This window comes from Streptomyces enissocaesilis, assembly GCF_039533765.1.
GTDB lineage: Bacteria > Actinomycetota > Actinomycetes > Streptomycetales > Streptomycetaceae > Streptomyces > Streptomyces enissocaesilis.
On sequence record NZ_BAAAUD010000051.1, the window covers coordinates 133,472 to 156,985 of the forward strand.

25 protein-coding genes and 2 pseudogenes are annotated in these 23,514 nt (G+C 73.1%); 7 read left to right on the top strand and 20 right to left on the bottom strand.

Annotated features, from left to right (window positions below; translation table 11 throughout):
* Positions 1 to 179: 179 nt before the first annotated feature.
* The 6 genes and pseudogenes from ABD374_RS26400 to ABD374_RS26425 all read left to right on the top strand — a co-directional run bounded on the left by ABD374_RS26400 (position 180) and on the right by ABD374_RS26425 (position 7,104).
* Positions 180 to 1,208, top strand: a complete 1,029-nt coding sequence (locus ABD374_RS26400) for an ADP-ribosylglycohydrolase family protein (RefSeq protein WP_344498141.1) — start codon at positions 180 to 182, stop codon at positions 1,206 to 1,208.
* Positions 1,205 to 2,356 carry an ADP-ribosylglycohydrolase family protein gene (locus ABD374_RS26405; RefSeq protein ID WP_344498143.1) on the top strand — a complete coding sequence of 384 codons (1,152 nt, stop codon included), beginning with the start codon at positions 1,205 to 1,207 and terminating at the stop codon, positions 2,354 to 2,356. Before ABD374_RS26400 ends, ABD374_RS26405 begins: the two co-directional genes overlap by 4 nt.
* Entirely contained in the window at positions 2,353 to 3,501 is a 1,149-nt protein-coding gene (locus tag ABD374_RS26410; protein WP_344498145.1) for an ADP-ribosylglycohydrolase family protein, read from the top strand. Before ABD374_RS26405 ends, ABD374_RS26410 begins: the two co-directional genes overlap by 4 nt.
* A pseudogene (locus ABD374_RS26415) lies at positions 3,498 to 4,978 on the top strand (ADP-ribosylglycohydrolase family protein). Before ABD374_RS26410 ends, ABD374_RS26415 begins: the two are co-directional and overlap by 4 nt.
* Before the next feature lie 33 nt (positions 4,979 to 5,011).
* Positions 5,012 to 6,271: a CaiB/BaiF CoA transferase family protein gene (locus ABD374_RS26420; protein ID WP_344498147.1), complete on the top strand. Its 1,260-nt coding sequence runs from the start codon at positions 5,012 to 5,014 to the stop codon at positions 6,269 to 6,271.
* The gene (locus tag ABD374_RS26425; protein WP_344498149.1) at positions 6,268 to 7,104 is read left to right on the top strand and encodes an HpcH/HpaI aldolase/citrate lyase family protein; all 837 of its coding nucleotides are present in this window, start codon (positions 6,268 to 6,270) and stop codon (positions 7,102 to 7,104) included. The genes ABD374_RS26420 and ABD374_RS26425 overlap by 4 nt, the downstream gene beginning before the upstream one ends.
* Before the next feature lie 26 nt (positions 7,105 to 7,130).
* Here the strand turns inward: ABD374_RS26425 and lgt are convergent, their stop codons facing one another.
* The 11 genes from lgt to hisI form a co-directional block, all read right to left on the bottom strand.
* A complete protein-coding gene (gene lgt / locus ABD374_RS26430) occupies positions 7,131 to 8,054 on the bottom strand; it encodes a prolipoprotein diacylglyceryl transferase (protein ID WP_344498151.1) in 924 nt (307 codons plus the stop codon).
* Between the two features lie 81 nt (positions 8,055 to 8,135).
* Entirely contained in the window at positions 8,136 to 8,966 is an 831-nt protein-coding gene (locus tag ABD374_RS26435; protein ID WP_344498153.1) for a DsbA family protein, read from the bottom strand.
* An 85-nt stretch (positions 8,967 to 9,051) separates the two neighbouring features.
* Positions 9,052 to 9,873: a tryptophan synthase subunit alpha gene (gene trpA / locus ABD374_RS26440; RefSeq protein ID WP_344498155.1), complete on the bottom strand. Its 822-nt coding sequence runs from the start codon at positions 9,871 to 9,873 to the stop codon at positions 9,052 to 9,054.
* Positions 9,870 to 11,162 (bottom strand): tryptophan synthase subunit beta, encoded by a 1,293-nt coding sequence (gene trpB / locus ABD374_RS26445; RefSeq protein WP_344498157.1) that lies wholly within the window; start codon positions 11,160 to 11,162, stop codon positions 9,870 to 9,872. The genes trpA and trpB overlap by 4 nt, the downstream gene beginning before the upstream one ends.
* Positions 11,163 to 11,257: 95 nt before the next feature.
* Complete coding sequence (gene trpM / locus ABD374_RS26450) at positions 11,258 to 11,509, bottom strand: tryptophan biosynthesis modulator TrpM (RefSeq protein WP_344498159.1); 252 nt, start codon at positions 11,507 to 11,509, stop codon at positions 11,258 to 11,260.
* Between the two features lie 12 nt (positions 11,510 to 11,521).
* On the bottom strand, positions 11,522 to 12,331 hold the full coding sequence (gene trpC / locus ABD374_RS26455) for an indole-3-glycerol phosphate synthase TrpC (protein ID WP_344498161.1): 810 nt from the start codon (positions 12,329 to 12,331) through the stop codon (positions 11,522 to 11,524).
* Positions 12,332 to 12,453: 122 nt separating this feature from the next.
* On the bottom strand, positions 12,454 to 12,909 hold the full coding sequence (locus ABD374_RS26460) for a DUF2752 domain-containing protein (RefSeq protein WP_344498436.1): 456 nt from the start codon (positions 12,907 to 12,909) through the stop codon (positions 12,454 to 12,456).
* A gap of 101 nt (positions 12,910 to 13,010) precedes the next feature.
* The gene (locus ABD374_RS26465) at positions 13,011 to 13,277 is read right to left on the bottom strand and encodes an HGxxPAAW family protein (RefSeq protein ID WP_344498438.1); all 267 of its coding nucleotides are present in this window, start codon (positions 13,275 to 13,277) and stop codon (positions 13,011 to 13,013) included.
* A 96-nt stretch (positions 13,278 to 13,373) separates the two neighbouring features.
* Positions 13,374 to 14,033 carry a TIGR02234 family membrane protein gene (locus ABD374_RS26470; RefSeq protein ID WP_344498162.1) on the bottom strand — a complete coding sequence of 220 codons (660 nt, stop codon included), beginning with the start codon at positions 14,031 to 14,033 and terminating at the stop codon, positions 13,374 to 13,376.
* 35 nt (positions 14,034 to 14,068) lie between these two features.
* Complete coding sequence (locus ABD374_RS26475; protein ID WP_425577357.1) at positions 14,069 to 15,547, bottom strand: anthranilate synthase component I; 1,479 nt, start codon at positions 15,545 to 15,547, stop codon at positions 14,069 to 14,071.
* 13 nt (positions 15,548 to 15,560) lie between these two features.
* Entirely contained in the window at positions 15,561 to 15,956 is a 396-nt protein-coding gene (gene hisI, locus ABD374_RS26480; RefSeq protein WP_344498164.1) for a phosphoribosyl-AMP cyclohydrolase, read from the bottom strand.
* Positions 15,957 to 16,061: 105 nt separating this feature from the next.
* Here hisI and ABD374_RS26485 point away from each other — a divergent pair, with 105 nt between their 5' ends.
* Positions 16,062 to 16,700 (top strand): TIGR03085 family metal-binding protein, encoded by a 639-nt coding sequence (locus ABD374_RS26485; RefSeq protein WP_344498166.1) that lies wholly within the window; start codon positions 16,062 to 16,064, stop codon positions 16,698 to 16,700.
* Between the two features lie 34 nt (positions 16,701 to 16,734).
* Here the strand turns inward: ABD374_RS26485 and ABD374_RS26490 are convergent.
* The 9 genes and pseudogenes from ABD374_RS26490 to hisD form a co-directional block, all read right to left on the bottom strand.
* Positions 16,735 to 17,511, bottom strand: a pseudogene (locus ABD374_RS26490) (MFS transporter); the annotation flags it as partial.
* Positions 17,512 to 17,722: 211 nt separating this feature from the next.
* On the bottom strand, positions 17,723 to 18,478 hold the full coding sequence (gene hisF / locus ABD374_RS26495; RefSeq protein ID WP_344498168.1) for an imidazole glycerol phosphate synthase subunit HisF: 756 nt from the start codon (positions 18,476 to 18,478) through the stop codon (positions 17,723 to 17,725).
* Entirely contained in the window at positions 18,475 to 18,909 is a 435-nt protein-coding gene (locus ABD374_RS26500; RefSeq protein ID WP_344498170.1) for a RidA family protein, read from the bottom strand. Before ABD374_RS26500 ends, hisF begins: the two co-directional genes overlap by 4 nt.
* On the bottom strand, positions 18,906 to 19,634 hold the full coding sequence (gene priA, locus ABD374_RS26505; protein WP_344498171.1) for a bifunctional 1-(5-phosphoribosyl)-5-((5-phosphoribosylamino)methylideneamino)imidazole-4-carboxamide isomerase/phosphoribosylanthranilate isomerase PriA: 729 nt from the start codon (positions 19,632 to 19,634) through the stop codon (positions 18,906 to 18,908). The genes ABD374_RS26500 and priA overlap by 4 nt, the downstream gene beginning before the upstream one ends.
* A complete protein-coding gene (hisH, locus tag ABD374_RS26510) occupies positions 19,634 to 20,278 on the bottom strand; it encodes an imidazole glycerol phosphate synthase subunit HisH (RefSeq protein ID WP_425577358.1) in 645 nt (214 codons plus the stop codon). Before hisH ends, priA begins: the two co-directional genes overlap by 1 nt.
* On the bottom strand, positions 20,275 to 20,442 hold the full coding sequence (locus tag ABD374_RS26515) for a hypothetical protein (protein ID WP_176710115.1): 168 nt from the start codon (positions 20,440 to 20,442) through the stop codon (positions 20,275 to 20,277). Before ABD374_RS26515 ends, hisH begins: the two co-directional genes overlap by 4 nt.
* Positions 20,439 to 21,041: an imidazoleglycerol-phosphate dehydratase HisB gene (hisB, locus tag ABD374_RS26520; RefSeq protein ID WP_344498173.1), complete on the bottom strand. Its 603-nt coding sequence runs from the start codon at positions 21,039 to 21,041 to the stop codon at positions 20,439 to 20,441. The genes ABD374_RS26515 and hisB overlap by 4 nt, the downstream gene beginning before the upstream one ends.
* Positions 21,038 to 22,171 (bottom strand): histidinol-phosphate transaminase, encoded by a 1,134-nt coding sequence (locus ABD374_RS26525; protein WP_344498175.1) that lies wholly within the window; start codon positions 22,169 to 22,171, stop codon positions 21,038 to 21,040. Before ABD374_RS26525 ends, hisB begins: the two co-directional genes overlap by 4 nt.
* Entirely contained in the window at positions 22,168 to 23,490 is a 1,323-nt protein-coding gene (hisD, locus tag ABD374_RS26530; RefSeq protein ID WP_344498177.1) for a histidinol dehydrogenase, read from the bottom strand. Before hisD ends, ABD374_RS26525 begins: the two co-directional genes overlap by 4 nt.
* Positions 23,491 to 23,514: the final 24 nt, after the last annotated feature.

Below are 23,514 nucleotides of genomic sequence, written 5' to 3' on the forward strand. Positions count from 1 at the left end.
GCCCGCTCCACCTCTCAACACCATCGAAAGTACGCACGATTCACACCCCCCGCCAGCAAGGCAGGCCGTACTTACCCGCAGCTCAGACCCCACGCCGACCGGGTGACGCTGACGTTTCGGAGCCTTCGCCGGGCCCTGGCGTGGCACAGATCCAGGAACGAGCCCAGGGAGTCGCCCCCATGCAGTCCCGCACCGATCACGGCCGCGCGCTTCAGGCCCTGCGCGAACTCCGCTCCGTACGCGCGCTCCGCGACCGGGGGCGGGGCGCCCTGCTGGGCCTGGCGGTGGGCGACGCGCTCGGGGCCCCCGCGGAGAACATGAAGCCTTCCGAGATCCGCCGCCGTTGGGGCCGCATCGAAGGCTTCGTGTCCGCCGATCCCGCCGGCACGGACGACACGGAGTACGCCATCTTCTCCGGCCTCCTCCTCGCCCGCCACGGCTCGGCGCTCACCGTGGCCCACGTCGAGAACGCATGGCACCTGTGGATCGCCGACCTGGACGAGGGCCCCTTCCGCGGCGCGGGCTTCAGCGAACGCGGCACGCTGGAGAACCTCCGCCGCGGTCTGGCCGCGCCCATCTCCGCCCAGCACCGCCACGCGTGGAGCGACGGCCTCGCGATGCGCGCCGCGCCGTTCGGCGTCTTCGCGGCGGGCCGCCCGGCGGAGGCGGCCCGCCTGGTCGCGATCGACGGCTGCGTGAGCCACGAGGGCGAGGGCATCTACGGCGGCCAGGCGGTGGCGGCGGGCGTGGCGGCGGCCATGACGGGCGCCGCCCCCTGCGCGATCACCGCCGCGGCCCTCTCGGTCATCCCGTCCGACTCCTGGACGGCCCGTTCCCTGCGCCGCGCGGTGGCCGCCGCCCCGCAGGGCGAACGCGCGGTGCGCTCGGCGGTGGTGATCGGCGGCTACCCCTGGACGGACCTGGCCCCCGAAGCGGTCGGCCTGGCCTTCGGAGCGTTCGCGGCGTCCCGGGGCGACTTCACCGCCTCGGTCCTCACGGCGGTCAACATGGGCCGCGACGCGGACACCACGGCGGCGGTGGCGGGCGCCCTGGCCGGCGCCCTGTGCGGCGCGGGCGCGATCCCCCCGGCCTGGTCGTCGGCGATCGCCCCGGCACGGGGCAGCTGTCTCCCCTCCATGCGGGGCCACCACGTCCTGGACGTGGCGGACCTCCTGACCCCGGACGACGACCCCCAGGCAGCCTCATGACCCCCTACCACCCCCCGCAGGCCGCGTCCCGGGCCGCACCGGACCTCCCGGCCGGCCACGCCGCACCGGACCTCCGCCGCGTCGAGGGTCTCCTCCTCGGCCTGGCGGCGGGCGACGCCGCCGGCTGGCCCGCCGCCCGCCACCGCGCCGCCCGCATGCCCGACTGGACCCGCCGCCTCACCCGCGAACTCGACACCTTCGCCGAGCAGAACGCCACCACCACCCTCCCGGTCCCCATCGCCCTCAACCAGCCGCCCGAGCCCCTGCGCCTGGGCCCCTCCGACGACGCGGAGTGGGCCGCCTTCACCGCCGTCACGATCCTGGACGCCGCCCCCGGCAGGATCCGCGCCGCGGTCGACCGCGCCTGGACCGCCCTCGCCGCCGAGGTCGCCGCCGCCGCCGAGCGCGCCCCCGAGGTCGAGTCCGCCGTACTCCCCCTGCGCGCCCGCATCTCCGTACGCGCCGGTCTCGGCAACCTCGCCACCGGCCTGCGCCCGCCCGCGACCGGCCACGACAATCCGCACTACTTCGACGACGCCGCCTGCGTCCGCGCCTGCGTCCTCGCCACCGCCCACCCCGGCGACCCGGCCGCCGCCGCCGAGCTCGCCGAGTTCGACGCCCGCTACACCCAGGACGGCGACGGCGTCCACGGCGCCCGCGCCATGGCCGCGGCGATCGCGGCGGCCCTCGGCGGCGCCGGGGTCGACGAAGCCGTGGACGCCGCCCTCACCCAGCTCCCCGCGGCCACCGAGATCGGCCGCAACGCGGCCCATGCCGTGCACCTCGCCCGGACCACGGCCGGCGGCGCCTTCGCCCTGGTCCCCACCCTCGAACACCAGATCGTCGACCACGTCTACAGCTACGGCGTCGCCGCCGCCGAAACCGTCCCCGTGGCCCTCGCCCTCGCCACCGCCGCCCGCGGCCGCGTCACCGAAGCCGTGCCCGCCGCCGCATGCCTGTCCCGTGTCGCCGACTCCGCCCCCGCCCTCTGCGGCGCGCTGACCGGCGCCCTCTGCGGCGGCGACGCGCTCCCGCCCGGCTGGCGCGACACCTGCCGCACGCTGGTCGGCTGCGCCCTCCCCCGCCTGGCCGGCGCAGATCTCATCGAACTGGCCGCACGACTTGACCACGAACGGATCCGGACATGACGACCTCCACACTCGAAGACCGAATCACCGGCAGCCTGATCGGCGCGGCGGTCGGCGACGCGCTCGGCGGCCCGGTCGAGGGCTGGACCCCCGAGCAGATCACCGAACGGCACGGCGGCCGCGTCCACGGCATCGTCGGCCCCTTCCACGAGGACTGGCGTACGGCGCGCCCCATCGCCCCGTACCACAAGGGCGACGGCCACATCACCGACGACACCCTCATGACGCACGCCCTGATCCGTGTGTACGACGCCGTACGCGACCACCTGGACGCCTACGCCGTCGCCGACCACCTCGTCCCCCAGCTCATCGGGAAACCCGTCTACATCCCCGAGCTGGAGACAGAGGCCCTCCCCCTCCAGCGCGTCTTCCTCGCCGAGAAGTGGATCGTCGCCCGCCTCCACTACGGCCACGTGGATCCCCGGGAAGCCGGCACCGGCAACATCGTCAACTGCGGCGCCGCGATGTACATGGCCCCGGTCGGCCTGGTCAACGCGGGCAACCCGCCGGCCGCCTACGCAGAGGCGATCGACGTCGCAGGCGCCCACCAGTCCTCGTACGGGCGCGAGGCGGCCGGCGTCTTCGCCGCAGCCGTAGCCGCCGCCTGCGCGCCCGGCGCGACACCGGCCACGGTCGTCGACACCTGCCTCTCCCTCGCCAAGGACGGCACCCGCGCAGCGATCGAGGCCGTAGCCGAAGCCGCCGTCCGCCACCACGACTTCGAGTCCGCGCTCGCCCCCCTCCGCGAAGCCGTCGCCCCCTTCGACACCGTCGGCCCGGACTACCGCAGACCCACCCTCGCCGCCCGCCGCCCCTCCCGCCTTCACTCCATCGAGGAACTCCCCGTCGCCCTGGGCATGCTGCTGGTGGCCGGAGGCGACTACCGCCAGACCGTCCTGGGCTCGGTCAACTACGGCCGCGACTGCGACTCGATCGCCACGATGAGCGGCGCCGTCTCCGGGGCGCTGTACGGCGAAGCGGCCGTTCCCTCCGACTGGGCGAAAACAGTCGCCGAAGCGAGCCGCACCGACCTGCACGCTCCCGCCCGCACCCTGATCGACGTGACCCGCGAGGTGTACGCCCGGGACACCCGGCGCCGCATCGCCCACACCACAGCGTTCGAGGCCCTGACGGGCGCGTCATGAGTCTGCGGCTGACCTGGGTCCAGCCGGAGGACCTGGTCGCCCACGAACTCCGCCAGGCCCGCGAGGACGGCCGCGACGCGGCAGCCATCCGCGCCCGGTGGCACACGGCGGGCGGCCCGCCCGCCCCACCCACCGCGGGCGCGTCCGCCACCCCCGCGCCCCCCCACCTGCGCGCCCTGGCCGAGGACCTCCTCGACGCACTGCACCACCTTCCCTCCCCCTTGGCCCAAGCCGAACCGACCTCCCTGCCCGCCATCAGATCCGCCTGCCCGGCGTGGCCCCGGCCGTCGGACCCGGCGCCGGGAGGGGACGCGTCGGGGCGCTCCCCGCAGGGCGCCGAACGCCACCACCCCGAAGAAACACCCGTACCCGGACGTTCGGCGCCNCCCCCCTCCTCGACCGCCTGCACGCCGCCTGGCTGGGCCGCGCCGCCGGCTGCCTCCTCGGCAAACCCGTCGAGAAGCTCCCCCTCCCCGCCATCCGCCAACTCGCCACCGCCGCCGGCAACTGGCCCCTGCGCACCTGGTTCACCGCCCACGGCGTCCCCGCCGCCCTCCTGGCCCGTCACCCCTGGAACCGCCGCTCCGCCCCCACCTCCCTCGCCGAGAACATCGACGGCATGCCCGAGGACGACGACCTGAACTACCCCCTCCTGGGCCTGCTCCTCCTCCAGCGCCACACCAAGGCATTCACCACCACCCACCTCGCCCGCCTCTGGCTGGACGAACTCCCGGCCGGCCGTACGTTCACCGCCGAACGCATCGCCTACCGCAACCTCCTCCACGGCCTGACGCCCCCTCACACCGCGACCCACCGCAACCCGTTCCGCGAGTGGATCGGCGCTCTGATCCGCGCCGACATCCACGGCTGGACGCACCCCGGCGACCCGGCCGCCGCCGCCGAACAGGCCCACAGGGACGCGGTCCTCACCCACACCGCCAACGGCGTGTACGGCGCGATGTTCATCGCGGCGACCGTCGCCGAAGCCGCCGCCGGCGCCACCGACGTACACCACTGCCTGCGCACCGGTCTGAGCGTCGTCCCCCCGGAGTCCCGCCTGGCCCGGGCGGTCCGCCACGGCATCCAAGCGGCACGCACCGCGACCGCCTTCGAGACCGTCGTGGACGACCTCCACGCCGCCTACGGCCACTACCACTGGGTGCACGTGGTCCCGAACGCCGCACTCCTCGCCGCCGCCCTCACCCACGCCGACGGCGACTTCACCGCCTCGATCTGCCGGGCCGTGTCCGGCGGCTGGGACACGGACTCCAACGGCGCCACGGCCGGCAGCATCGCCGGCCTCCTCGCAGGCTCCCCGGACGCCCTCCCCGCCCACTGGACCGCCCCCCTCCGCAACCGCCTGGCCACGTCCGTCGCCGGCCTCGACGGCATCGGCTTCGACACCCTCGCCCGCCTCACCCTCGTGGAGGCACACCGCACCGCGCCCGCCGCCTCCGCCGACGCCCCGCCCCCGTGAACCCAAGACCGAACCCCAGGTGAAGAGCTCCCCATGACCAGAACAGCCCCCGCCACCCAAGCCCCCGCCACCGAGGCCACTCCCACCGAGGCCGCTCCCGCCCCGCAGCCACCCCTCACCGGCCTCCGCGTCCTCGACCTGGCCACCCTCTTCGCCGGCCCCCTCGCCGCCACCATGCTCGGTGACTTCGGCGCGGACGTGATCAAGGTCGAGCACCCCACCCGGCCCGACCCGTCCCGAGGCCACGGCCCCGCCAAAGAAGGCATCGGCCTGTGGTGGAAACTCCTGGGACGCAACAAGCGCACCATCACCCTCGACCTCTCCGCCCCGACCGGTCGCGACGCCCTCCTCCGCCTGGCCGCCACCACCGACGTGATCATCGAGAACTTCCGCCCCGGCACCCTGGAGAAATGGGGCCTGGGCCCGGCGGAACTGAGCACGGTCAACCCCCGCCTGGTCCTGGCCCGCGTCACCGGCTTCGGCCAGTTCGGCCCGTACTCCCACCGCCCCGGCTTCGGTACGCTCGCCGAGGCGATGAGCGGCTTCGCGGCGATCACCGGCGAACCGGAGGGCCCGCCCACGCTCCCCCCGTTCGGCCTGGCCGACTCGATCACGGCGCTCGCGACCGCCTACGCCGTGATGACCGCGCTCACGGCCCGCACCACGACCGGCCGGGGCCAGGTGGTCGACATGGCCATCATCGAACCGATCCTCACGGTCCTCGGCCCGCACCCCCTCTGGTACGACCAGCTCGGTTACGTCCAGCCCCGCACCGGCAACCGCTCCCGCAACAACGCCCCCCGCAACACCTACCGCACCGCCGACGGCGCCTGGGTGGCCGTCTCCACCTCGGCCCAGTCCGTCGCGGAACGCGTGATGCGCCTGGTGGGTCGCCCCGACCTCATCGACGAACCGTGGTTCACCACGGGCAGCGGCCGCGCCGAGCACGCCGACGAACTCGACGAGGCCGTCGGCCACTGGATCGCCCGCCGCACCCGGTCCGTCACCCTCGCCGCGTTCGAGAAGGCCGAAGCGGCGATCGCCCCCGTCTACGACATCCACGACGTCATGACCGACCCCCAGTACCGCGCCCTGGACACCATCACCACGGTCCAGGACCCCGAACTCGGCCCGCTGCGCATGCAGAACGTCCTCTTCCGCCTCTCCGAGACGCCCGGCGCGATCCGCTGGGCGGGCCGCCCGCACGGCGCGGACACGGACGCGGTCCTGACCGAGGCCGGCCTGTCCGAGGCCGAGATCGCCGCCCTGCGCGCCACCGGCGGAACGCGATGACCGTGCCCACGCCCACGCCCCTGACCTGGCTGTACGTACCGGGTGACCGCCCCGGGACCGTCGCCAAGGCGCTGCGCGCGGGCGCCGACGCCGTGATCGTCGACCTGGAGGACGCGGTCGCGCCCGACCGCAAGGGGTACGCCCGCTCCGCGACCGCCGAGCTGCTCACCGGGCTGCCCCCCACCCCCGTCCACGTCCGCGTGAACGCCCTGGACAGCCCGTTCGCCGAGGCGGATCTGCACGTCCTGGCGGGGCTGCCCGGCCTGTCGGCCCTCCGCCTCCCCAAGGTCACGGACCCGGCCGAGGTCCGGCACGTCGCGAACGCGATGCCGGACGTGCCGCTGTACGCCCTGCTCGAATCGGCGCTCGGCATCGAGCGCGCCCACGCCATCGCCGGCGCGCACCGCTCGCTGCGCGGTATCGCACTCGGCGAGGCCGACCTCCGCGCGGATCTGGGCGTACGGGACGACACCGGGCTCGCGTGGCCGCGCAGCCGGGTGGTGGTCGCCGCACGGGCGGCGGGTCTGGAGCCGCCGGCCCAGTCGGTGTACCCCGACGTCCGGGACCTGGAAGGGCTGGCGGAATCGTGCGCCCGGGGCCGGGCCCTGGGCTTTCTGGGCCGTACGGCGGTGCACCCCCGCCAGCTGCCGGTGATCGAGCGCGCCTTCCTGCCCACGCCCGGGGAGGTGGAGGAGGCCGAGGAGATCGTCAAGGCGGCCGCGGACGGAGGCGCGCTGGCACTTCCCGACGGCCGCTTCGTGGACGCGGCGGTGGTCGCGACCGCCTGCCGGACCCTGGCCCTGGCGTCCCGTACCCCTGCCGCCGGACCGTGATCCGGCGGCCTCACACGCCGGAGGCGCTAGTCCTTGACCGCGGCCCTGTCGTCGGCACCGGCACCGGCGGCGGCACCGTCGCCACCCTCCGCCTCAGCCACCGCATCCGCATCCGCATCCGCATCGACCTTGTCCGAAGACACCGGCTCGACCGTCTCCTCGCGCCCCGGCCGGACCTTCGCCGAGACCACGAAGTACGCCACCGCGCACACGAACACGACGATCGAGGTCCATACGTTCAGCCGGAGCCCCAGCACGTGGTGCGCCTCGTCGACCCGCATGTACTCGATCCAACCGCGGCCCGTGCAGTACAGCGCGACGTACAGGGCGAAGACCCGGCCGTGCCCGAGCTTGAAGCGGCGGTCGGCCCAGATGACCAGCAGCGCGGCGCCGACGCACCACAGCGACTCGTACAGGAAGGTCGGGTGGTACGTCCCCGCTTCGCGGTTCACGCCCTCGGAGATCCTGAGCGCCCAGGGCAGATCGGTCTCCCGCCCGTACAGCTCCTGGTTGAACCAGTTGCCCCAGCGGCCGATGGCCTGGGCGAAGGCGAGAGCGGGGGCCATGGCGTCGGCCCAGGCCGGCAGCGGGATCCCGCGGCGGCGGCAGCCGATCCAGGCGCCGACCGCGCCGAGCGCGACGGCGCCCCAGATACCGAGGCCGCCCTCCCAGATCTTGAAGGCGTCGACCCAGTTCCGGCCCTCGCGGAAGTACAGCTGGTAGTCGGTGACGACGTGGTAGAGCCGCCCGCCGACGAGGCCGAAGGGAACCGCCCATACGGCGATGTCGGCCACCGTGCCGGCTTTGCCCCCCCGGGCGATCCAGCGCTTGTTGCCGTACCAGACGGCCACAAAGACACCAATGATGATGCAGAACGCGTAGCCGCGGAGCGGGATCGGTCCGAGCTCGATCACACCGGTCGACGGGCTGGGGATATAGGCAAGTTCCATGGCAGGGTCGACGCTACCCTGCCGGGTGGGAGGTACGGCAACCCACCCGGCAACGTCTGGGTAACGGGCCCGGCGCACGTGCTACGGCGTCGCCGCGGGTGTGGCGGTCGCCGTCCCCGCCTTTTTGCCCTTGTTCGCCTCGGCGACCCACTTCTTCAGGTTCTCCTGCGTGATCTGCTCGTTGCCCTTCTTCGGGAAGACGGACTCCCCGTTGAGCATCACGGTCGGTGTGCCCTTGAAGTCGCCCTTCTCGAAGGCCTCGTTCGCCTTCCGCACCCAGCTGTCGTGCGTCCCGTCGTTCACGCACTGCTTGAACGTTTCGGTGGTGAGCCCGTCGACCTTGCCCGCCAGCTCGATCAGGCGGCTGTTCCTGCCGAAGGCGTCGTCGACCTCCGGCGGCTGGTTCTGGTAGAGCACGTCGTGGTACGGCGCGAACTTCCCCACGTCCTGCGCGCACGCGGCGGCATTGGCCGCCCTCAGCGATCCGGCGCCGCCCATGTTCCGGTCGATGAGCGTGGCCAGGTGGTACTCGGTCTTGAGCTGCCCCGACGCCTCCAGCTCGTGGATCGTGTCCCGGAAGGCGTTCTCGAACTGGGCACAGGCCGGGCAGCGGAAGTCCTCCCAGACCGTGAGCGTGGACGGCGCGTCCTGGGCCCCCACGAGGATCTTCGGGTCGCCCTTGGTGTCCGTGCCCTCGGGCGCCACGACGGGGCCCGCGCTGTCGTCGCTGCCCGGGTCCGAGCCCGAGTTCGCGGCGAGGACCCCGATCACGGCGGCCAGGCCCAGCACTCCGACCACGGCGGCGGACACGATCAGTGTCCGCCTGCGCTTGTCGCGCGCCTTCTGCGCCTCGCGCTCCTGCACCAGGCGCTCGCGGGCGGTTCGTTTTCCGTCACGGTTTTTGTCACTCACACCCGCAGCAACGAACCGGGGAGGCGCCCGCGCGCCTCCCCGGCCCAGGTCCACTCGTACGGGTCGTACCGCTCAGTTGTTCGCGTCAGGCCGCGGGGCCCCTGCGGACGCCTTCCGCCAGCTCACCGGCGAGCGCCCGTACGGCGTCCAGGCCCGCGGCCGCGTCCGGAGCGTCCAGCAGCCGCTGGACGAAGGCGGAGCCGACGATCACGCCGTCGGCGAAGGCCGCGACCTCCTTGGCCTGTACGGCGTTGGAGACCCCGAGCCCGACGCACACCGGCAGGCCGGTCGTCGCCCGTGTCCTGCGCACCAGGTCCTGGGCCTGCGCGCCGACGGACTCGCGGGTGCCGGTGACGCCCATCAGGGAAGCCGCGTAGACGAACCCCGAACCGGCCGCGGTGATCGTCGCGAGCCGTTCGTCCTTGCTGCTCGGCGCGACCACGAAGACCGTGGCCAGGCCGTGCTTCTCGGCGTGCTCGCGCCACAGCGCGGACTCCTGCACCGGCAGGTCGGGCAGGATGCAGCCCGCGCCGCCCGCCTCGGCGAGCTCCGCGGTGAAGCGCTCGACGCCGTACCGGTCGATCGGGTTCCAGTACGTCATGACCAGGACCGGGGCCCCGGTCGCCCCGTGTGCCTCGCGGACCGTGCGCATCACGTCGGCGATCTTCACGCCGCCGCGCAGCGCGATGTCGTCGGCGGTCTGGATGACCGGGCCGTCGAGGACCGGGTCGCTGTGCGGCAGACCGACCTCGACGACGTCCGCGCCGCCCGCGATGACCGCCTTGACGGCGTCGATGCCGCCGTCGACGGTCGGGAAGCCGGCCGGGAGGTAGGCGATGAGGGCGGCCCGGTCCTCGGACCTGGCGCGCTCCAGGGTGTCGCTCAGCAGCTGAATGTTCCCGCTCACTTGGTGTCCCTCTGGATCTCGGCGGCGCCGTCGGCGGCGGAGGCGTCGGCCTCGACCGCGGCGTCGGTGTCGTACAGGCCGAAGTAGCGGGCGGCCGTGTCCATGTCCTTGTCGCCGCGCCCGGACAGGTTGACCAGGATCAGCCCGTCCTTGCCGAGCTCCTTGCCGAGCTCCAGCGCGCCGGCGAGCGCGTGGGCGCTCTCGATGGCCGGGATGATCCCCTCGGTGCGGGACAGGAGCAGCAGCGCCTGCATGGCGGCGTCGTCCGTCACCGCCCGGTACTCGCCGCGCCCGCTGTCCTTGAGGTACGCGTGCTCGGGGCCGATGCCGGGGTAGTCCAGGCCCGCCGAGATCGAGTAGGGCTCGGTGATCTGGCCCTCCTCGTCCTGGAGGACGTACGACCGCGAGCCGTGCAGGATGCCGGGCTCGCCCGCCGACAGGGTGGCCGCGTGCTCACCGGTCTCGATGCCGTGCCCGGCGGGCTCGCAGCCGACGAGGCGTACGTCCGTGTCCGGGATGAAGGCGTGGAAGAGGCCGATCGCGTTGGAGCCGCCGCCTACGCAGGCGACGGCGGCGTCGGGGAGGCGTCCCGTGCGCTCCAGGATCTGGCGGCGCGCCTCGACGCCGATGACCCGGTGGAAGTCGCGGACCATGGCGGGGAAGGGGTGCGGTCCGGCGACCGTGCCGAAGAGGTAGTGCGTACGGTCGACGTTGGCGACCCAGTCGCGGAACGCCTCGTTGATGGCGTCCTTCAGGGTCCGGCTGCCGGACTTCACGGCGACGACCTCGGCGCCCAGCATCCGCATCCGGGCGACGTTGAGCGCCTGGCGCTGGGTGTCGATCTCGCCCATGTAGATGGTGCATTCGAGGCCGAAGAGGGCGCACGCGGTGGCGGTGGCGACGCCGTGCTGGCCGGCGCCGGTCTCCGCGATCACACGGGTCTTGCCCATGCGCTTGGTGAGCAGCGCCTGGCCCAGCACGTTGTTGATCTTGTGCGAGCCGGTGTGGTTGAGGTCCTCGCGCTTGAGGAAGATCCGCGCGCCGCCCGCGTGTCCGGCGAACCGCGACACCTCGGTGAGCGAGCTGGGCCGGCCCGTGTAGTCGACCATGAGGTCGTTCAGCTCGGCCGCGAAGGCCGGGTCGGTCTTGGCCTTGTCGTACTCGACGGCGACCTCGTCGACCGCCGCGACGAGCGCCTCGGGGATGAACTTGCCGCCGTACGCGCCGAAGTAGCCGTCAGTGCTGGGGACGGTGCCCTCGGGGTCCGGAATGAAGAAGTCAGAAGACATCCGACGTACTCCTCAGAAGGGGCTCGCGCCCCATGAAAGATCAACGAGTGGACTTCACCGTATGCGCCGCGCGCGCGTCCGCCCCGGTACGCCGCTCAGGGCGTGCGTGCGGGCGGGGCGGATCGCTGCGGCGCGCCTTCGGTGCGCCATCGCATGCCGTTGATCTGACCGGGCTCGGACCCGATGTGGTAGCGCACCCGGCGTCCCCGCACCCGCCGCGCCGGAGCCCGGCACCCGCGCGGACGGCACCCGCGCGCCAGCGGCGCGTGCGGGTCGCGCGCCCGCGCCCCGGCGAGCGGGCGGAGGCCCGGCCGGGTGCGTGCGACGGTGCTGCGGAGAGTGGTCACGGGAGGCTTCGGTCAGCTCCGGCCGTGGCGCAGGGCCGGGTGGGCGCCCGCGGCGACCAGGTCGGCGACGGCGCCCTTCGGGTCGCGACCGGTGACCAGGGACTCGCCCACGAGCACCGCGTCGGCGCCCGCGTTGGCGTACGCGATCAGGTCGTGCGGGCCGCGGACGCCGGACTCGGCGACCGTGACGATGCCCGCGGGGATCTCGGGGGCGACCCGCTCGAACGTACCGCGGTCGACCTTGAGCGTCTTGAGGTCGCGCGCGTTGATGCCGATGATCTTCGCTCCGGCCTCGACCGCGCGCTCGACCTCTTCCTCGTCGTGCGCCTCGACCAGCGGCGTCAGCCCGATGGACTCGGCCCGCTCGATCAGCGAGACCAGGGCCTCCTGCTCCAGGGCGGCCACGATCAGCAGCGCCAGGTCGGCGCCGTACGCCCGCGCCTCCCACAGCTGGTAGGCCGTGACGATGAAGTCCTTGCGCAGCACCGGGATGTCGACCTTGGCGCGTACGGCCTCCAGGTCGGCGAGCGAGCCGCCGAAGCGCCGCTGCTCGGTGAGGACGGAGATGACGGCCGCGCCGCCCGCCTCGTAGTCGGCGGCGAGCCCGGCGGGGTCGGCGATCGCGGCGAGCGCGCCCTTGGAGGGGCTGGAGCGCTTCACCTCGCAGATGACCTTGACGCCGTCACCGCGCAGGGCGGCGACTCCGTCCTTGGCCGGGGACGCCTTGGCCGCGCGGTCCTTGAGCTCGTCGAGACTCACGCTTGCCTGCCGCTCCGCTAGGTCGGCGAGCACGCCTTCGATGATCTCGTCGAGCACACTCACGCGAGCGGCCCCCTTCCGGGACGGTGATGACTGTCGGTGGGCCAGGATCAGCCATACCAATGCTAGCCGCAGGAGGCCTCAGGACTCGCATCGAGTGGGCGCCAGTCCCACTACCTGGAACTTCACGGAGCGAGCGCCGAGCCGAACGGCAGGTTCCGGACGACGCTGAAAACCGCCGCCACCACGCCGATGCCCCACCAATGGACGGCGCTGAGGGTGATCCGCGTCGGGAGCCCCCGGGTCGCGCGTACCACCCATACGGCCCAGAGCACGGCGAAGACCCCGTAGCCGACGACAGCCATGGCGTTGGAGCCGAACGCACCGGCCAGGTCACCGGTGGCGACGGCGTGCGCGCTGCGCAGGCCGCCGCAGCCGGGGCAGTAGATCCCGGTGAGCTGGAGGAGCGGGCAGACCGGGTAGTGGCCCGGCTCGTTGGGGTCGACGGCGCCGACGTACGCGAAGGCCGCGGCGACGCCCGCCAGCGTGACCGCCGGTGCGGCGAGCCGCCGGGCGAGTGACGCGGAAGCGGGGTGGGCGGGAACGGGCGGGGGCGAGGGGGCCGGGGCAGGCGAAGGCATGGCGTCCACGCGCCGATTGTCCCCGCTCATGAGGAAAGGCGCAGCCCTCGGGGGCTGCGCCTCGCATCAGAACCGTTCCGGCACGGGGGCCGGCACGGGGATCAGTGGGCCTGGATCTGGCTCAGGGGCTGCGCCCGGCCGGCCTCTTCACGCGCCCGCCGCGCCTCCTCGGACTCCTTCGGCGCGCCGAGACCCGCGGCCTTCATGGCCAGGCCGACGACACCACCGAGCAGGATCACGACGATTCCGGCCCAGAAGCCGAGCGGATTGGCCAGCACCGTGAAGGCGCCCGAAATGCAGAAACCGATGAAGGTGATGGTGACACCGGTCCAGGCGGCCGGGTTGTGTCCGTGGCTGCTGCCCGCCATGAGTTGCTCCTCGTTGCTGTTGCTCTGGGGTGAGTCCGTGAGTCGTGCGCTCGTCACTCATTGTCCCGTACGAGGACCGGCGGCGTGGTCTCGGGGTCATGCGTCGCGCGTCGGGTCCTCACCGCGGTCGAGGGCCTTCCAGAGGTCCTCGGGCCGGTCCGGGTCCGGGGCGGCGGGGGCCTTGCGGGGCCGTGGGCTGCCGTCGCGCTCGTAACGGCCAGACATGGCGGGCCACTTCCGGCCGCGCCACAGCGCGAGGAGTCCGGCGGCCAGGATCAACAGGCCGCCGGCCGCGGTCACGTACGGCCAGGCGGTGTGGGTCAGCGAGGCGGCCGTCGCGGCGGCGTCGCCGGTCATCTCCGCGGCCTTCCCGTCGAGGGCGGCTCCGCCGGACGCGCCGAGGAAGGCCGTGACGGAGGCGCCCGCGCCGCTCAGCGCGAGCAGTGCGGAGACCAGCAGGCGGCCCGTCCCGCGGACGGCGAAGACCGCGACGAGCGCGGCGAGGCCGACGACGGCCAGCGCGGCCGGGGCGCCGGTGACCTCCTGGCCCTCGACGTCGAGCGGCAGCCTGCCGCCCCCGACGGCCGCCACGCCCTCGGCCCAGGTCCGGCCCGAGGCGAGGAGCACGACGGCGGCGCCGAGGGCGCCGGACAGCAGCGCAGCGGCGAGGCCGCGCCGGCCTGTGGAGGCGGCCGGCGCGGCTTCGCTTCGCGGAGACGGAAGGGGTACGGGGGTTGCGGCACTCACGTACTCCACTATCCCTTACGCCCCTTCCGCGCCCGGAGGGGGACTCAGAGGCGGTTCGCCGTGTGCACCGCGCGCAGCACCGCCGCCGCCTTGTTGCGGCACTCTGTGTCCTCGGCGGCGGGGTCCGAATCCGCCACCACGCCCGCGCCGGCCTGCACGTACGCCGTACCGTCGCGGAGCAGGGCGGTGCGGATGGCGATGGCGGTGTCGGAGTCGCCCGCGAAGTCGAGGTAGCCGACGCAGCCGCCGTACAGACCGCGCCGCGACGGCTCCAGCTCCTCGATGATCTGCATGGCGCGCGGCTTCGGGGCGCCCGACAGCGTCCCGGCCGGGAAGCAGGCGGTCAGGACGTCGAAGGCGCTGCGGCCCGGCGCGATCCGTCCCGTCACGGTCGACACGATGTGCATGACGTGCGAGTACCGCTCGACGGACATGAAGTCGACGACCTCGACGCTGCCGGGTTCGCAGACCCGGCCGAGGTCGTTGCGGCCGAGGTCGACGAGCATCAGGTGCTCGGCGCGCTCCTTGGGATCGGCGAGCAGTTCGTCGGCGAGCGCCTGGTCCTCCTGCGGCGTGGCACCGCGCGGCCGGGTCCCGGCGATCGGGTGCACCATCGCGCGCCCGTCCTCGACCTTGACCAGCGCCTCGGGGCTGGAGCCGACGACGTCGAAGCCGTCGAAGCGGAAGAGGTACATGTACGGCGACGGGTTGGTGGCGCGCAGGACCCGGTAGACGTCCAGCGCGCTCGCCGCGCACGGCGTCTCGAAGCGCTGCGACGGTACGACCTGGAAGGCCTCGCCCGCGCGGATGCGCTCCTTGATGTCGTCGACGGCGGCCCGGTATGCCTCGCCGCCCCACAGGGCGGTGTACGGCGGGAGCTCGGAGGGGGGCAGGGCGGCGGGCGCGGTCGGCACGGCCCGGCTGAGGTCGGCCTCCATCGCGTCGAGCCGGGCGAGCGCGTCGGCGTACGCCTCGTCGACGCCCGTGTCGAGGTCGTTGTGGTTGATCGCGTTGGCGATCAGCAGGACCGAGCCGTCCCAGTGGTCGAGCACGGCGAGGTCCGAGGTGAGCAGCATGGTCAGCTCGGGCAGTTCGAGGTCGTCCCGGCCGTGCTCGCCGATCTTCTCCAGGCGGCGTACGACGTCGTACCCGAGGTAGCCGACCATGCCGCCGGTGAACGGCGGCATGCCGCCCGCGAGGTCGCGCGGGGTGTGCAGGGTCTCGACGGTGGCGCGCAGCGCGTCGAGCGGGTCGCCGTCCACGGGGACGCCGACGGGCGGCGTCCCGAGCCAGTGCGCCCGGCCGTCGCGGGCGGTGAGGGTGGCGGCGCTGCGCACGCCGACGAAGGAGTACCGGGACCAGGAGCGGCCGTTCTCGGCGGACTCCAGGAGGAAGGTGCCGGGGCGCTCGGCGGCGAGCTTGCGGTAGAGGCCGACCGGGGTGTCGCCGTCCGCGAGCAGCCTGCGGCTGACGGGGATGACACGGCGGTCGACGGCCAGCTTGCGGAAGGTCTCGAGGTCCATGGTGTCGGTGGCCTTACTGCGCGAGCGGGAGGACGTCGGAGTCGAAGCAGGTGCGGTCGCCGGTGTGGCACGCGGCGCCGACCTGGTCGACCCGGACCAGGACGGTGTCGGCGTCGCAGTCGAGGGCGACGGACTTGACGTGCTGGAAGTGCCCGGAGGTGTCGCCCTTGACCCAGTACTCCTGGCGGCTGCGCGACCAGTACGTGCAGCGGCCGGTGGTGAGGGTCCGGTGGAGCGCCTCGTCGTCCATCCAGCCGAGCATCAGCACCTCACCGGTGTCGTACTGCTGGGCGATGGCCGGGAGCAGGCCGTCGGCGCTGCGCTTGAGGCGGGCGGCGACGGCGGGGTCGAGGCGGCTGGGGCGGGGGGCGCCCGGCTGGGGGGTGCCTGGCTGGGGCGTGCTGGTCATGTGCGCCATTGTGCCGCGCCCGCGGGCTCCGGCACGGACGTCGTCCGGTCATTGGACGCGCGGCGCCGTGGTCGGGACGGGGGGAACGGCCGTACGCTGGCCACCATGTCGACCCATGCAAAGCGTGAACGACTCCTTTTCGCCGATCTCCTGGAGGCGGCCGGACCCGACGCCCCGACGCTGTGCGACGGCTGGAAGACCCGTGACCTCGCCGCCCACGTGGTGGTGCGCGAGCGCCGGGCGGACGCCGCGGGCGGGATAATGCTGGGGCCGCTGAAGGCCCGCCTGGAGCGGGTGCAGGCCGAGTTCGCCGCCAAGCCCTACGAGGAACTGATCCAGCTCATCCGTACGGGTCCGCCCCGTATGTCCCTGTACGCCCTCAAACAGGTCGACGAGGCCGCCAACACCGTCGAGTTCTACGTCCATGCCGAGGACGTCCGGCGGGCACAGCCCGACTGGACGCCGCGCGAGCTCGACGCGGTCTTCGCCAACGCCCTGTGGTCGCGGATCGAGAAGATGGCCCGCGTCCTCGGCCGGAAGTCGCCGGTGGGGATGGTGCTGCGGCGTCCGGACGGCCAGACGGCGGTGGCGCACCGCGGGACACCGGTGGTGACGGTCACCGGCGAGCCGGGTGAGCTGGTGCTGTTCGCCTTCGGGCGGCAGGACGTGGCGCGGGTGGAACTGGAGGGCGACAAGGACGCGATCGCCCGCCTCCAGGACGCCAGGCTCGGTATCGCCATGTGACCGCCGTGCACTCGCCCTGGGGCGGACGACGTGGTCAGCGCGGGAGTTCGACGCGGCGCAGGTCCGGGCAGCAGAGTCCGACCAGGGCGCCCGCCGCGCACACCCCCGCGCCGACCACGAAGACCGGCCGGGTTCCCCAGGCGCCGATCGCCGTGCCCACGGCCGGGCAGCGGAGCGGGGCGAGGCCCAGGGCGAAGAACGTCTGGACCGAGGTGACGCGGCCCAGGTAGGCGGGGACGGTGTGGCTCTGGACGAGTGCCGCGCCGAGGGTGCCGCCGAGTCCGGCGAGCAGCCCGGCAAGGACCCCGGCGACGGCGGCGAGCGCGACGTCCGGCACGAACGCGAGGGCGCCGGCGGGCACGGCGCCGGCGAGCAGCGCCAGACACTGCACGAGCCCGGCGCGCCCCACCCGCCCCCGTACCGCGATCAGCAGTGAGGCCGCAGCCGCGCCGGCGCCGAAGGCGGCGACGATCCAGCCCATGCCGGCGGCGCCCCAGCCGCGCTGCCGGGCGAGCAGGGTGAGGCCGATGGTGAGCGGCCCGACGAAGCCGAGTTCACCGAGGGCGACGACGAGCGTCAGCGGGGCGAGTACGCGATGGCGGCGGATGTGGCGCAGCCCGTCGGCCAGTTCGCGCCAGGCGGTGCCACGGACGGCTTCGGCGCCGCCGGTGGGCAGCGGGGCGATCCGTACGGCGAACAGCAGCGCGAGCGACACGGCGAACAGCGCTCCGGCGGCGGCGAAGGCGGCGGCCGACCCGCCCAGCGCGACCGCGAGCCCGCCGAGCGGCGCCCCGGTGACGTTGGCGACGCGCCGTGGCGGTACGGGCGACGAAGAGCGCCCGGTAGAGCTTCATGCGCAGGGGTGCCCGAAGGCCTTGAGCGTGCCCAGATCCGTGGTCCGGCGCGACTGATTCTCCGACATGCGAGCACGGTGGTGCCCGCCGAGCGGGAGGGATCCCCGCTCAGCGGGCAGATGCGGCCCGTCCGGCGTCCGAGGACACGCCCCGAGGGGGCAGGGGCGGCTAGCGGACCGGGTGGCCCGTCTCCCGCAGTGCGTCCTTGACCTGGGAGATGCGCAGGTCGCCGAAGTGGAAGACCGAGGCCGCCAGCACCGCGTCCGCCCCCGCCGCGATCGCCGGCGGGAAGTGGGCGAGGCGGCCCGCGCCGCCGGAAGCGATCACCGGCACCGTGACGTGCTTGCGCACCGCCGCGATCATCTCCGTGTCGTAGCCGTCCTTGGTGCCGTCCGCGTCCATCGAGTTGAGCAGGATCTCGCCCGCGCCCAGCTCGGCGGCCCGGTGCGCCCACTCGACCGCGTCGATGCCGGCGGACCTGCGGCCGCCGTGCGTGGTGACCTCGAAGGAGCCGGATTCCGTACGGCGCGCGTCGACCGACAGGACCAGGACCTGGCGGCCGAAGCGCTCCGCGATCTCGCGGATCAGGTCGGGGCGGGCGATCGCGGCGGTGTTGACGCCGACCTTGTCCGCGCCGGCCCGCAGCAGCTTGTCGACGTCCTCGGTGGTGCGTACGCCGCCGCCGACCGTCAGCGGGATGAAGACCTGCTCGGCGGTGCGGCGCACCACGTCGTACGTCGTCTCGCGGTTGCCGGACGACGCCGTGATGTCGAGGAACGTCAGCTCGTCGGCGCCCTCCGCGTCGTACAGCTTGGCCATCTCGACGGGGTCGCCCGCGTCGCGCAGGTTCTGGAAGTTGACGCCCTTGACGACCCGGCCGTTGTCGACGTCCAGGCAGGGGATCACTCGGACCGCGAGGGTCATGACGCGCCACCTCCCCGGTAGGCCTCGATCTCGATCTCGACGACCAGGCTCGGGTCCACGAAGCCCGAGACGATGATCATTGACGCGGCCGGACGGATGTCGTCGAACAGTTCCTTGTGCGCGCGGCCGATGTCGTCCACGTCCCGGGCGTGGGTGAGGTACATCCGGGTGCGTACGACGTCCTCGCGGCCGAGGCCGAGCTGCTCCAGCGCGCCGAAGGCGACGCCGAAGGCGGTGATCGTCTGCTGGTACGGCGTACCGGCGTCGATGACGCCGTCCACGACCGACGTGCAGCCCGACACCAGGACCAGGCCGTTCGGCAGCTCCACGGCGCGGGAGTAGCCGAACTGCTCCTCCCACGGGGCGCCGGTGGAGACCCGGCGTACGGAACCGGAGGAGCCCGAGGAGGGATCCGAAACGGAGCCTGTCATTCCGAGACCGCCTTCAGCGCCTCTTCCAGCGTGAACGCCTTCGCGTACAGGGCCTTGCCGACGATCGCGCCCTCGACGCCCTCGGGGACGAGCGACGCGATCGCGCGCAGGTCGTCGAGGGAGGAGACGCCGCCGGAGGCGACGACGGGCTTGTCGGTCGCGGCGCAGACGTTCTTCAGGAGCTCCAGGTTCGGGCCCTGGAGCGTGCCGTCCTTGGCGATGTCGGTGACGACGTACCGCGCGCAGCCCTCGGAGTCCAGGCGGGCCAGCGTCTCGTAGAGGTCGCCGCCGTCGCGGGTCCAGCCGCGGCCGCGCAGGGTCGTGCCGCGCACGTCCAGGCCGACCGCGATCTTGTCGCCGTGCTCGGCGATGACCTTGGCGACCCACTCGGGGGTCTCCAGCGCGGCCGTACCGAGGTTGACGCGCTTGCAGCCGGTGGCGAGCGCCGCGGCGAGCGAGGCGTCGTCGCGGATGCCGCCGGACAGCTCGACCTTGATGTCCATGGAACGGGCGACCTCGGCGATCTGCGCCCGGTTGTCGCCGGTGCCGAAGGCCGCGTCGAGGTCGACGAGGTGCAGCCACTCGGCGCCCGCCCGCTGCCAGGCGAGAGCGGCCTGGAGCGGGTCGCCGTACGACGTCTCCGAGCCGGACTCGCCATGGACGAGGCGCACGGCCTGGCCGTCGCGGACGTCGACGGCGGGGAGCAGTTCGAGCTTCTGGGACATCAGAGGGTTCCGATCCAGTTGGTCAGCAGCTGGGCACCGGCGTCGCCGGACTTCTCGGGGTGGAACTGGGTCGCCCACAGGGCGCCGTTCTCGACGGCCGCCACGAAGGGCTCGCCGTGCGTGGTCCAGGTGACCCTGGGCGCACGGATCTTGGGGTTGGTGACTTCCAGGCTCCAGTCGTGCACGGCGTACGAGTGCACGAAGTAGTAGCGCGCGTCGGCGTCGAGGCCGGCGAACAGCTCACTGTCCGCGGGGGCTTCGACGGTGTTCCAGCCCATGTGCGGGACGACGGGTGCCTGGAGCGGACCGACCGTGCCGGGCCACTCGTCGAGCCCTTCGGTCTCCACGCCGTGCTCGATGCCGCGCTCGAAGAGGATCTGCATGCCCACGCAGATGCCCATGACCGGACGGCCGCCGGCGAGCCTGCGGCCGACGATCCAGTCGCCGCGCGCCTCGCGCAGCCCCTTCATGCAGGCGGAGAACGCCCCGACGCCGGGGACGAGCAGCCCGTCGGCGTTCATGGCCCTGTCGAAGTCGCGGGTGATCTCGACGTCCGCGCCGACGTGGGCCAGCGCCCGCTCGGCGGACCGGACGTTGCCGAAGCCGTAGTCGAAGACGACGACCTTCTTGCTCGTGTCGCTCATTCCCAGAGTCCTTGGATTCGCATGACACCGGCGACCAGGCACATCACGGCGCCGATGCCCAGAAGCACGACGAGGCCCTTGGGCAGCTCCTGCTTCCAGAAGGAGTACACGCCACCGAGCAGGAAGAGCCCGACGACGATCAGGATGGTGGAGAGGCCGGTCACAGGGCGCCCTTGGTCGAGGGGAGGATGCCGGCGGCGCGCGGGTCGTGCTCCGAGGCGTACCGCAGGGCACGGGCCAGCGCCTTGAACTGGCACTCCACGATGTGGTGCGCGTTGCGCCCGTACGGGACGTGCACGTGCAGGGCGATCTGGGCCTGCGCGACGAAGGACTCCAGGATGTGCCGGGTCATCGTCGTGTCGTACTCGCCGATCATCGGCGCCATCTTCTCCGGCTCGGTGTGCACGAGGTACGGGCGGCCGGAGAGGTCCACGGTGACCTGGGCGAGCGACTCGTCCAGCGGCACCGTGCAGTTGCCGAAGCGGTAGATGCCGACCTTGTCGCCGAGCGCCTGCTTGAAGGCGGCGCCGAGCGCGAGGGCGGTGTCCTCGATGGTGTGGTGCGAGTCGATGTGCAGGTCGCCGTCGGTCTTCACGGTGAGGTCGAAGAGGCCGTGGCGGCCGAGCTGGTCGAGCATGTGGTCGTAGAAACCGACACCCGTCGACACATCGACCTTGCCGGTGCCGTCGAGGTCGATCTCGACGAGGACCGAGGTCTCCTTGGTGGTGCGCTCGATCCTGCCGACGCGGCCAACGCGAGTCATGAGCTCTGCTCCTTCTTGAGTTCGCGTACCGCATCAAGGAACGCGTCGTTCTCTTCGGGGGTGCCGGCGGTGACCCGCAGCCAGCCCGGTACGCCGTTGTCACGGACCAGGACGCCCTGGCCGAGGATCCGCTGCCACGCCTCGTGCGAGCCGGTGGCGCCGTCGAACCGGCCGAACTGGACGAAGTTCGCGTCCGAGTCCGTGACCTCGTATCCGATGGCGCGCAACTCGGTGACCAGGCGGTCCCGCTCGGTCTTGAGCTGCTCGACGTACCCCAGCAGCGTATCGGTGTGTTCGAGGGCGGCGAGCGCGGTGGCCTGGGTGACGGACGACAGGTGGTACGGCAGGCGCACCAGCTGTACGGCGTCGACCACGGCGGGGTCGGCCGCGAGGTAGCCCAGGCGCAGACCGGCGGCGCCGAACGCCTTGGACATGGTGCGGGAGAGCACCATGTTCGGCCGGCCCTCGATCAGCGGCAGCAGGGACGGGTGGTGGCTGAATTCGCCGTACGCCTCGTCGACGACGACCAGGGACGGCCTGGCCGCCTGGGCGGCCTCGTAGAGGGCGAGGACGGTGTCCGCGCCGACCGCGGTGCCCGTGGGGTTGTTGGGTGAGGTGATGAAGACGACATCGGGGCGGTGCTCGGCGACGGCCTTCTCGGCCGCCGCCACGTCGATGGTGAAGTCCTCGTGGCGCGGGCCGGAGATCCAGCCGGTGCCGGTACCGCGCGCGATGAGGCCGTGCATCGAGTACGACGGCTCGAAACCGATCGCGGTGCGGCCGGGGCCGCCGAAGGTCTGGAGCAGCTGCTGGATGACCTCGTTGGAGCCGTTGGCCGCCCACACGTTGGCCATGGCGACCTGGTACCCGGCGGTGCGGGTGAGGTAGCGGGCCAGTTCGGTGCGGAGCTCGACCGCGTCCCGGTCCGGGTAGCGGTTGAGTTCGCGGGCCGCGTCGCGCACGCGCTCGGCGATGCGTTCGACGAGCGCCTCGGGCAGCGGGTACGGGTTCTCGTTGGTGTTGAGGCGTACGGGCACGTCCAGCTGCGGCGCGCCGTACGGGGACTTGCCGCGCAGCTCGTCGCGGATGGGAAGGTCGTCGATACGGGTGTTGCCGGTGGTACGGGTCATTCCGTGGGCACCTTCCATCCGAAGCGCGCCTTGAGGGCAGCTCCGTGCGCCGGGAGGTCCTCCGCCTCCGCCAGTGTCACCACGTGGTGCGCGACCTCGGCGAGCGCCTCGCGCGTGTAGTCCACGATGTGGATGCCGCGCAGGAACGACTGGACCGAGAGGCCCGACGAGTGGCAGGCACAGCCACCGGTCGGCAGGACGTGGTTGGAGCCGGCGCAGTAGTCGCCGAGCGAGACCGGGGCGTACGGGCCGACGAAGATCGCTCCCGCGTTGCGCACGCGCCGGGCGAGCGCGGCGGCGTCGGCGGTCTGGATCTCCAGGTGTTCGGCGCCGTACGCGTCGACGACCTTGAGGCCCTCCTCCATGGAGTCGACCAGGACGATCGAGGACTGCTTGCCGCCCAGCGCCGGGATGATCCGGTCGTCGCTGTGCTTGGTGGCCGCGACCTGCGGCTCCAGCTCCTCGGTGACCGCGTCCGCGAGCTCCTCGGAGTCCGTCACCAGCACGGCGGCGGCCAGCGGGTCGTGCTCGGCCTGGCTGATCAGGTCGGCGGCGACGTGCACCGGGTCGGCGGTGGCGTCGGCGAGGACCGCGATCTCGGTCGGGCCGGCCTCGGTGTCGATGCCGATCAGACCGGTGAAGTAGCGCTTGGCGGCGGCGACCCAGATGTTGCCGGGGCCCGTGACCATGTTGACCGGCGCGCACTCGTCGGTGCCGTACGCGAACATCGCGACGGCCGTGGCGCCGCCCGCGGCGTACACCTCGTCGACGCCGAGCAGCGCGCAGGCCGCCAGGATCGTCGGGTGCGGCAGGCCGCCGAACTCCTTCTGCGCGGGGGAGGCGAGGGCGATGGATTCGACGCCCGCCTCCTGCGCGGGGACCACGTTCATGATCACGGAGGAGGGGTAGACGGAGAGGCCGCCGGGCGCGTAGAGGCCCACCCGCCCGACCGGCACCCACCGCTCGGTGACCGTGCCGCCGGGCACGACCTGGGTGGTGTGCTCGCTGCGGCGCTGCTCGCGGTGGACGATCCTGGCGCGCCGGATCGACTCCTCCAGCGCGGCCCTGACCTTGGGGTCGAGCTGCTCCAGGGCGGCGTTCAGCGCTTCGGCCGGAACCCGTACGCGCTCCAGCTTCACGCCGTCGAACTTCTCCGCGTACTCGATCAGCGCCGCCGTGCCCCGATGATGCACGTCCTCGCAGATGGGCCGCACCTTGTCGAGGGCGGCCTGTACGTCGAAGTCGGCACGGGGCAGCAGGTCGCGCAGGTCGGCGCCCTCGGGGAGGGCGTCACCGCGCAGATCGATTCGAGAGATCACGCTGCCAATTCTCTCAGACCCCGT

Bases quoted from the DNA above. Each gene is read 5' to 3' on its own strand.
- ABD374_RS26485 (WP_344498166.1), top strand. From the start codon at position 16,062: ATGTCGACCCATGCAAAGCGTGAACGACTCCTTTTCGCCGATCTCCTG.
- hisF (WP_344498168.1), bottom strand. From the start codon at position 18,478: ATGACCCTCGCGGTCCGAGTGATCCCCTGCCTGGACGTCGACAACGGC.
- ABD374_RS26465 (WP_344498438.1), bottom strand. From the start codon at position 13,277: ATGGCGGGCAGCAGCCACGGACACAACCCGGCCGCCTGGACCGGTGTC.
- priA (WP_344498171.1), bottom strand. From the start codon at position 19,634: ATGTCCCAGAAGCTCGAACTGCTCCCCGCCGTCGACGTCCGCGACGGC.
- hisB (WP_344498173.1), bottom strand. From the start codon at position 21,041: ATGACTCGCGTTGGCCGCGTCGGCAGGATCGAGCGCACCACCAAGGAG.
- ABD374_RS26420 (WP_344498147.1), top strand. From the start codon at position 5,012: ATGACCAGAACAGCCCCCGCCACCCAAGCCCCCGCCACCGAGGCCACT.
- lgt (WP_344498151.1), bottom strand. From the start codon at position 8,054: ATGGAACTTGCCTATATCCCCAGCCCGTCGACCGGTGTGATCGAGCTC.
- ABD374_RS26475 (WP_425577357.1), bottom strand. From the start codon at position 15,547: ATGGACCTCGAGACCTTCCGCAAGCTGGCCGTCGACCGCCGTGTCATC.
- hisH (WP_425577358.1), bottom strand. From the start codon at position 20,278: ATGAGCGACACGAGCAAGAAGGTCGTCGTCTTCGACTACGGCTTCGGC.
- ABD374_RS26405 (WP_344498143.1), top strand. From the start codon at position 1,205: ATGACCCCCTACCACCCCCCGCAGGCCGCGTCCCGGGCCGCACCGGAC.
- ABD374_RS26410 (WP_344498145.1), top strand. From the start codon at position 2,353: ATGACGACCTCCACACTCGAAGACCGAATCACCGGCAGCCTGATCGGC.
- ABD374_RS26500 (WP_344498170.1), bottom strand. From the start codon at position 18,909: ATGACAGGCTCCGTTTCGGATCCCTCCTCGGGCTCCTCCGGTTCCGTA.
- hisI (WP_344498164.1), bottom strand. From the start codon at position 15,956: ATGACCAGCACGCCCCAGCCAGGCACCCCCCAGCCGGGCGCCCCCCGC.
- ABD374_RS26400 (WP_344498141.1), top strand. From the start codon at position 180: ATGCAGTCCCGCACCGATCACGGCCGCGCGCTTCAGGCCCTGCGCGAA.
- ABD374_RS26425 (WP_344498149.1), top strand. From the start codon at position 6,268: ATGACCGTGCCCACGCCCACGCCCCTGACCTGGCTGTACGTACCGGGT.
- trpB (WP_344498157.1), bottom strand. From the start codon at position 11,162: ATGTCTTCTGACTTCTTCATTCCGGACCCCGAGGGCACCGTCCCCAGC.
- ABD374_RS26460 (WP_344498436.1), bottom strand. From the start codon at position 12,909: ATGCCTTCGCCTGCCCCGGCCCCCTCGCCCCCGCCCGTTCCCGCCCAC.
- ABD374_RS26525 (WP_344498175.1), bottom strand. From the start codon at position 22,171: ATGACCCGTACCACCGGCAACACCCGTATCGACGACCTTCCCATCCGC.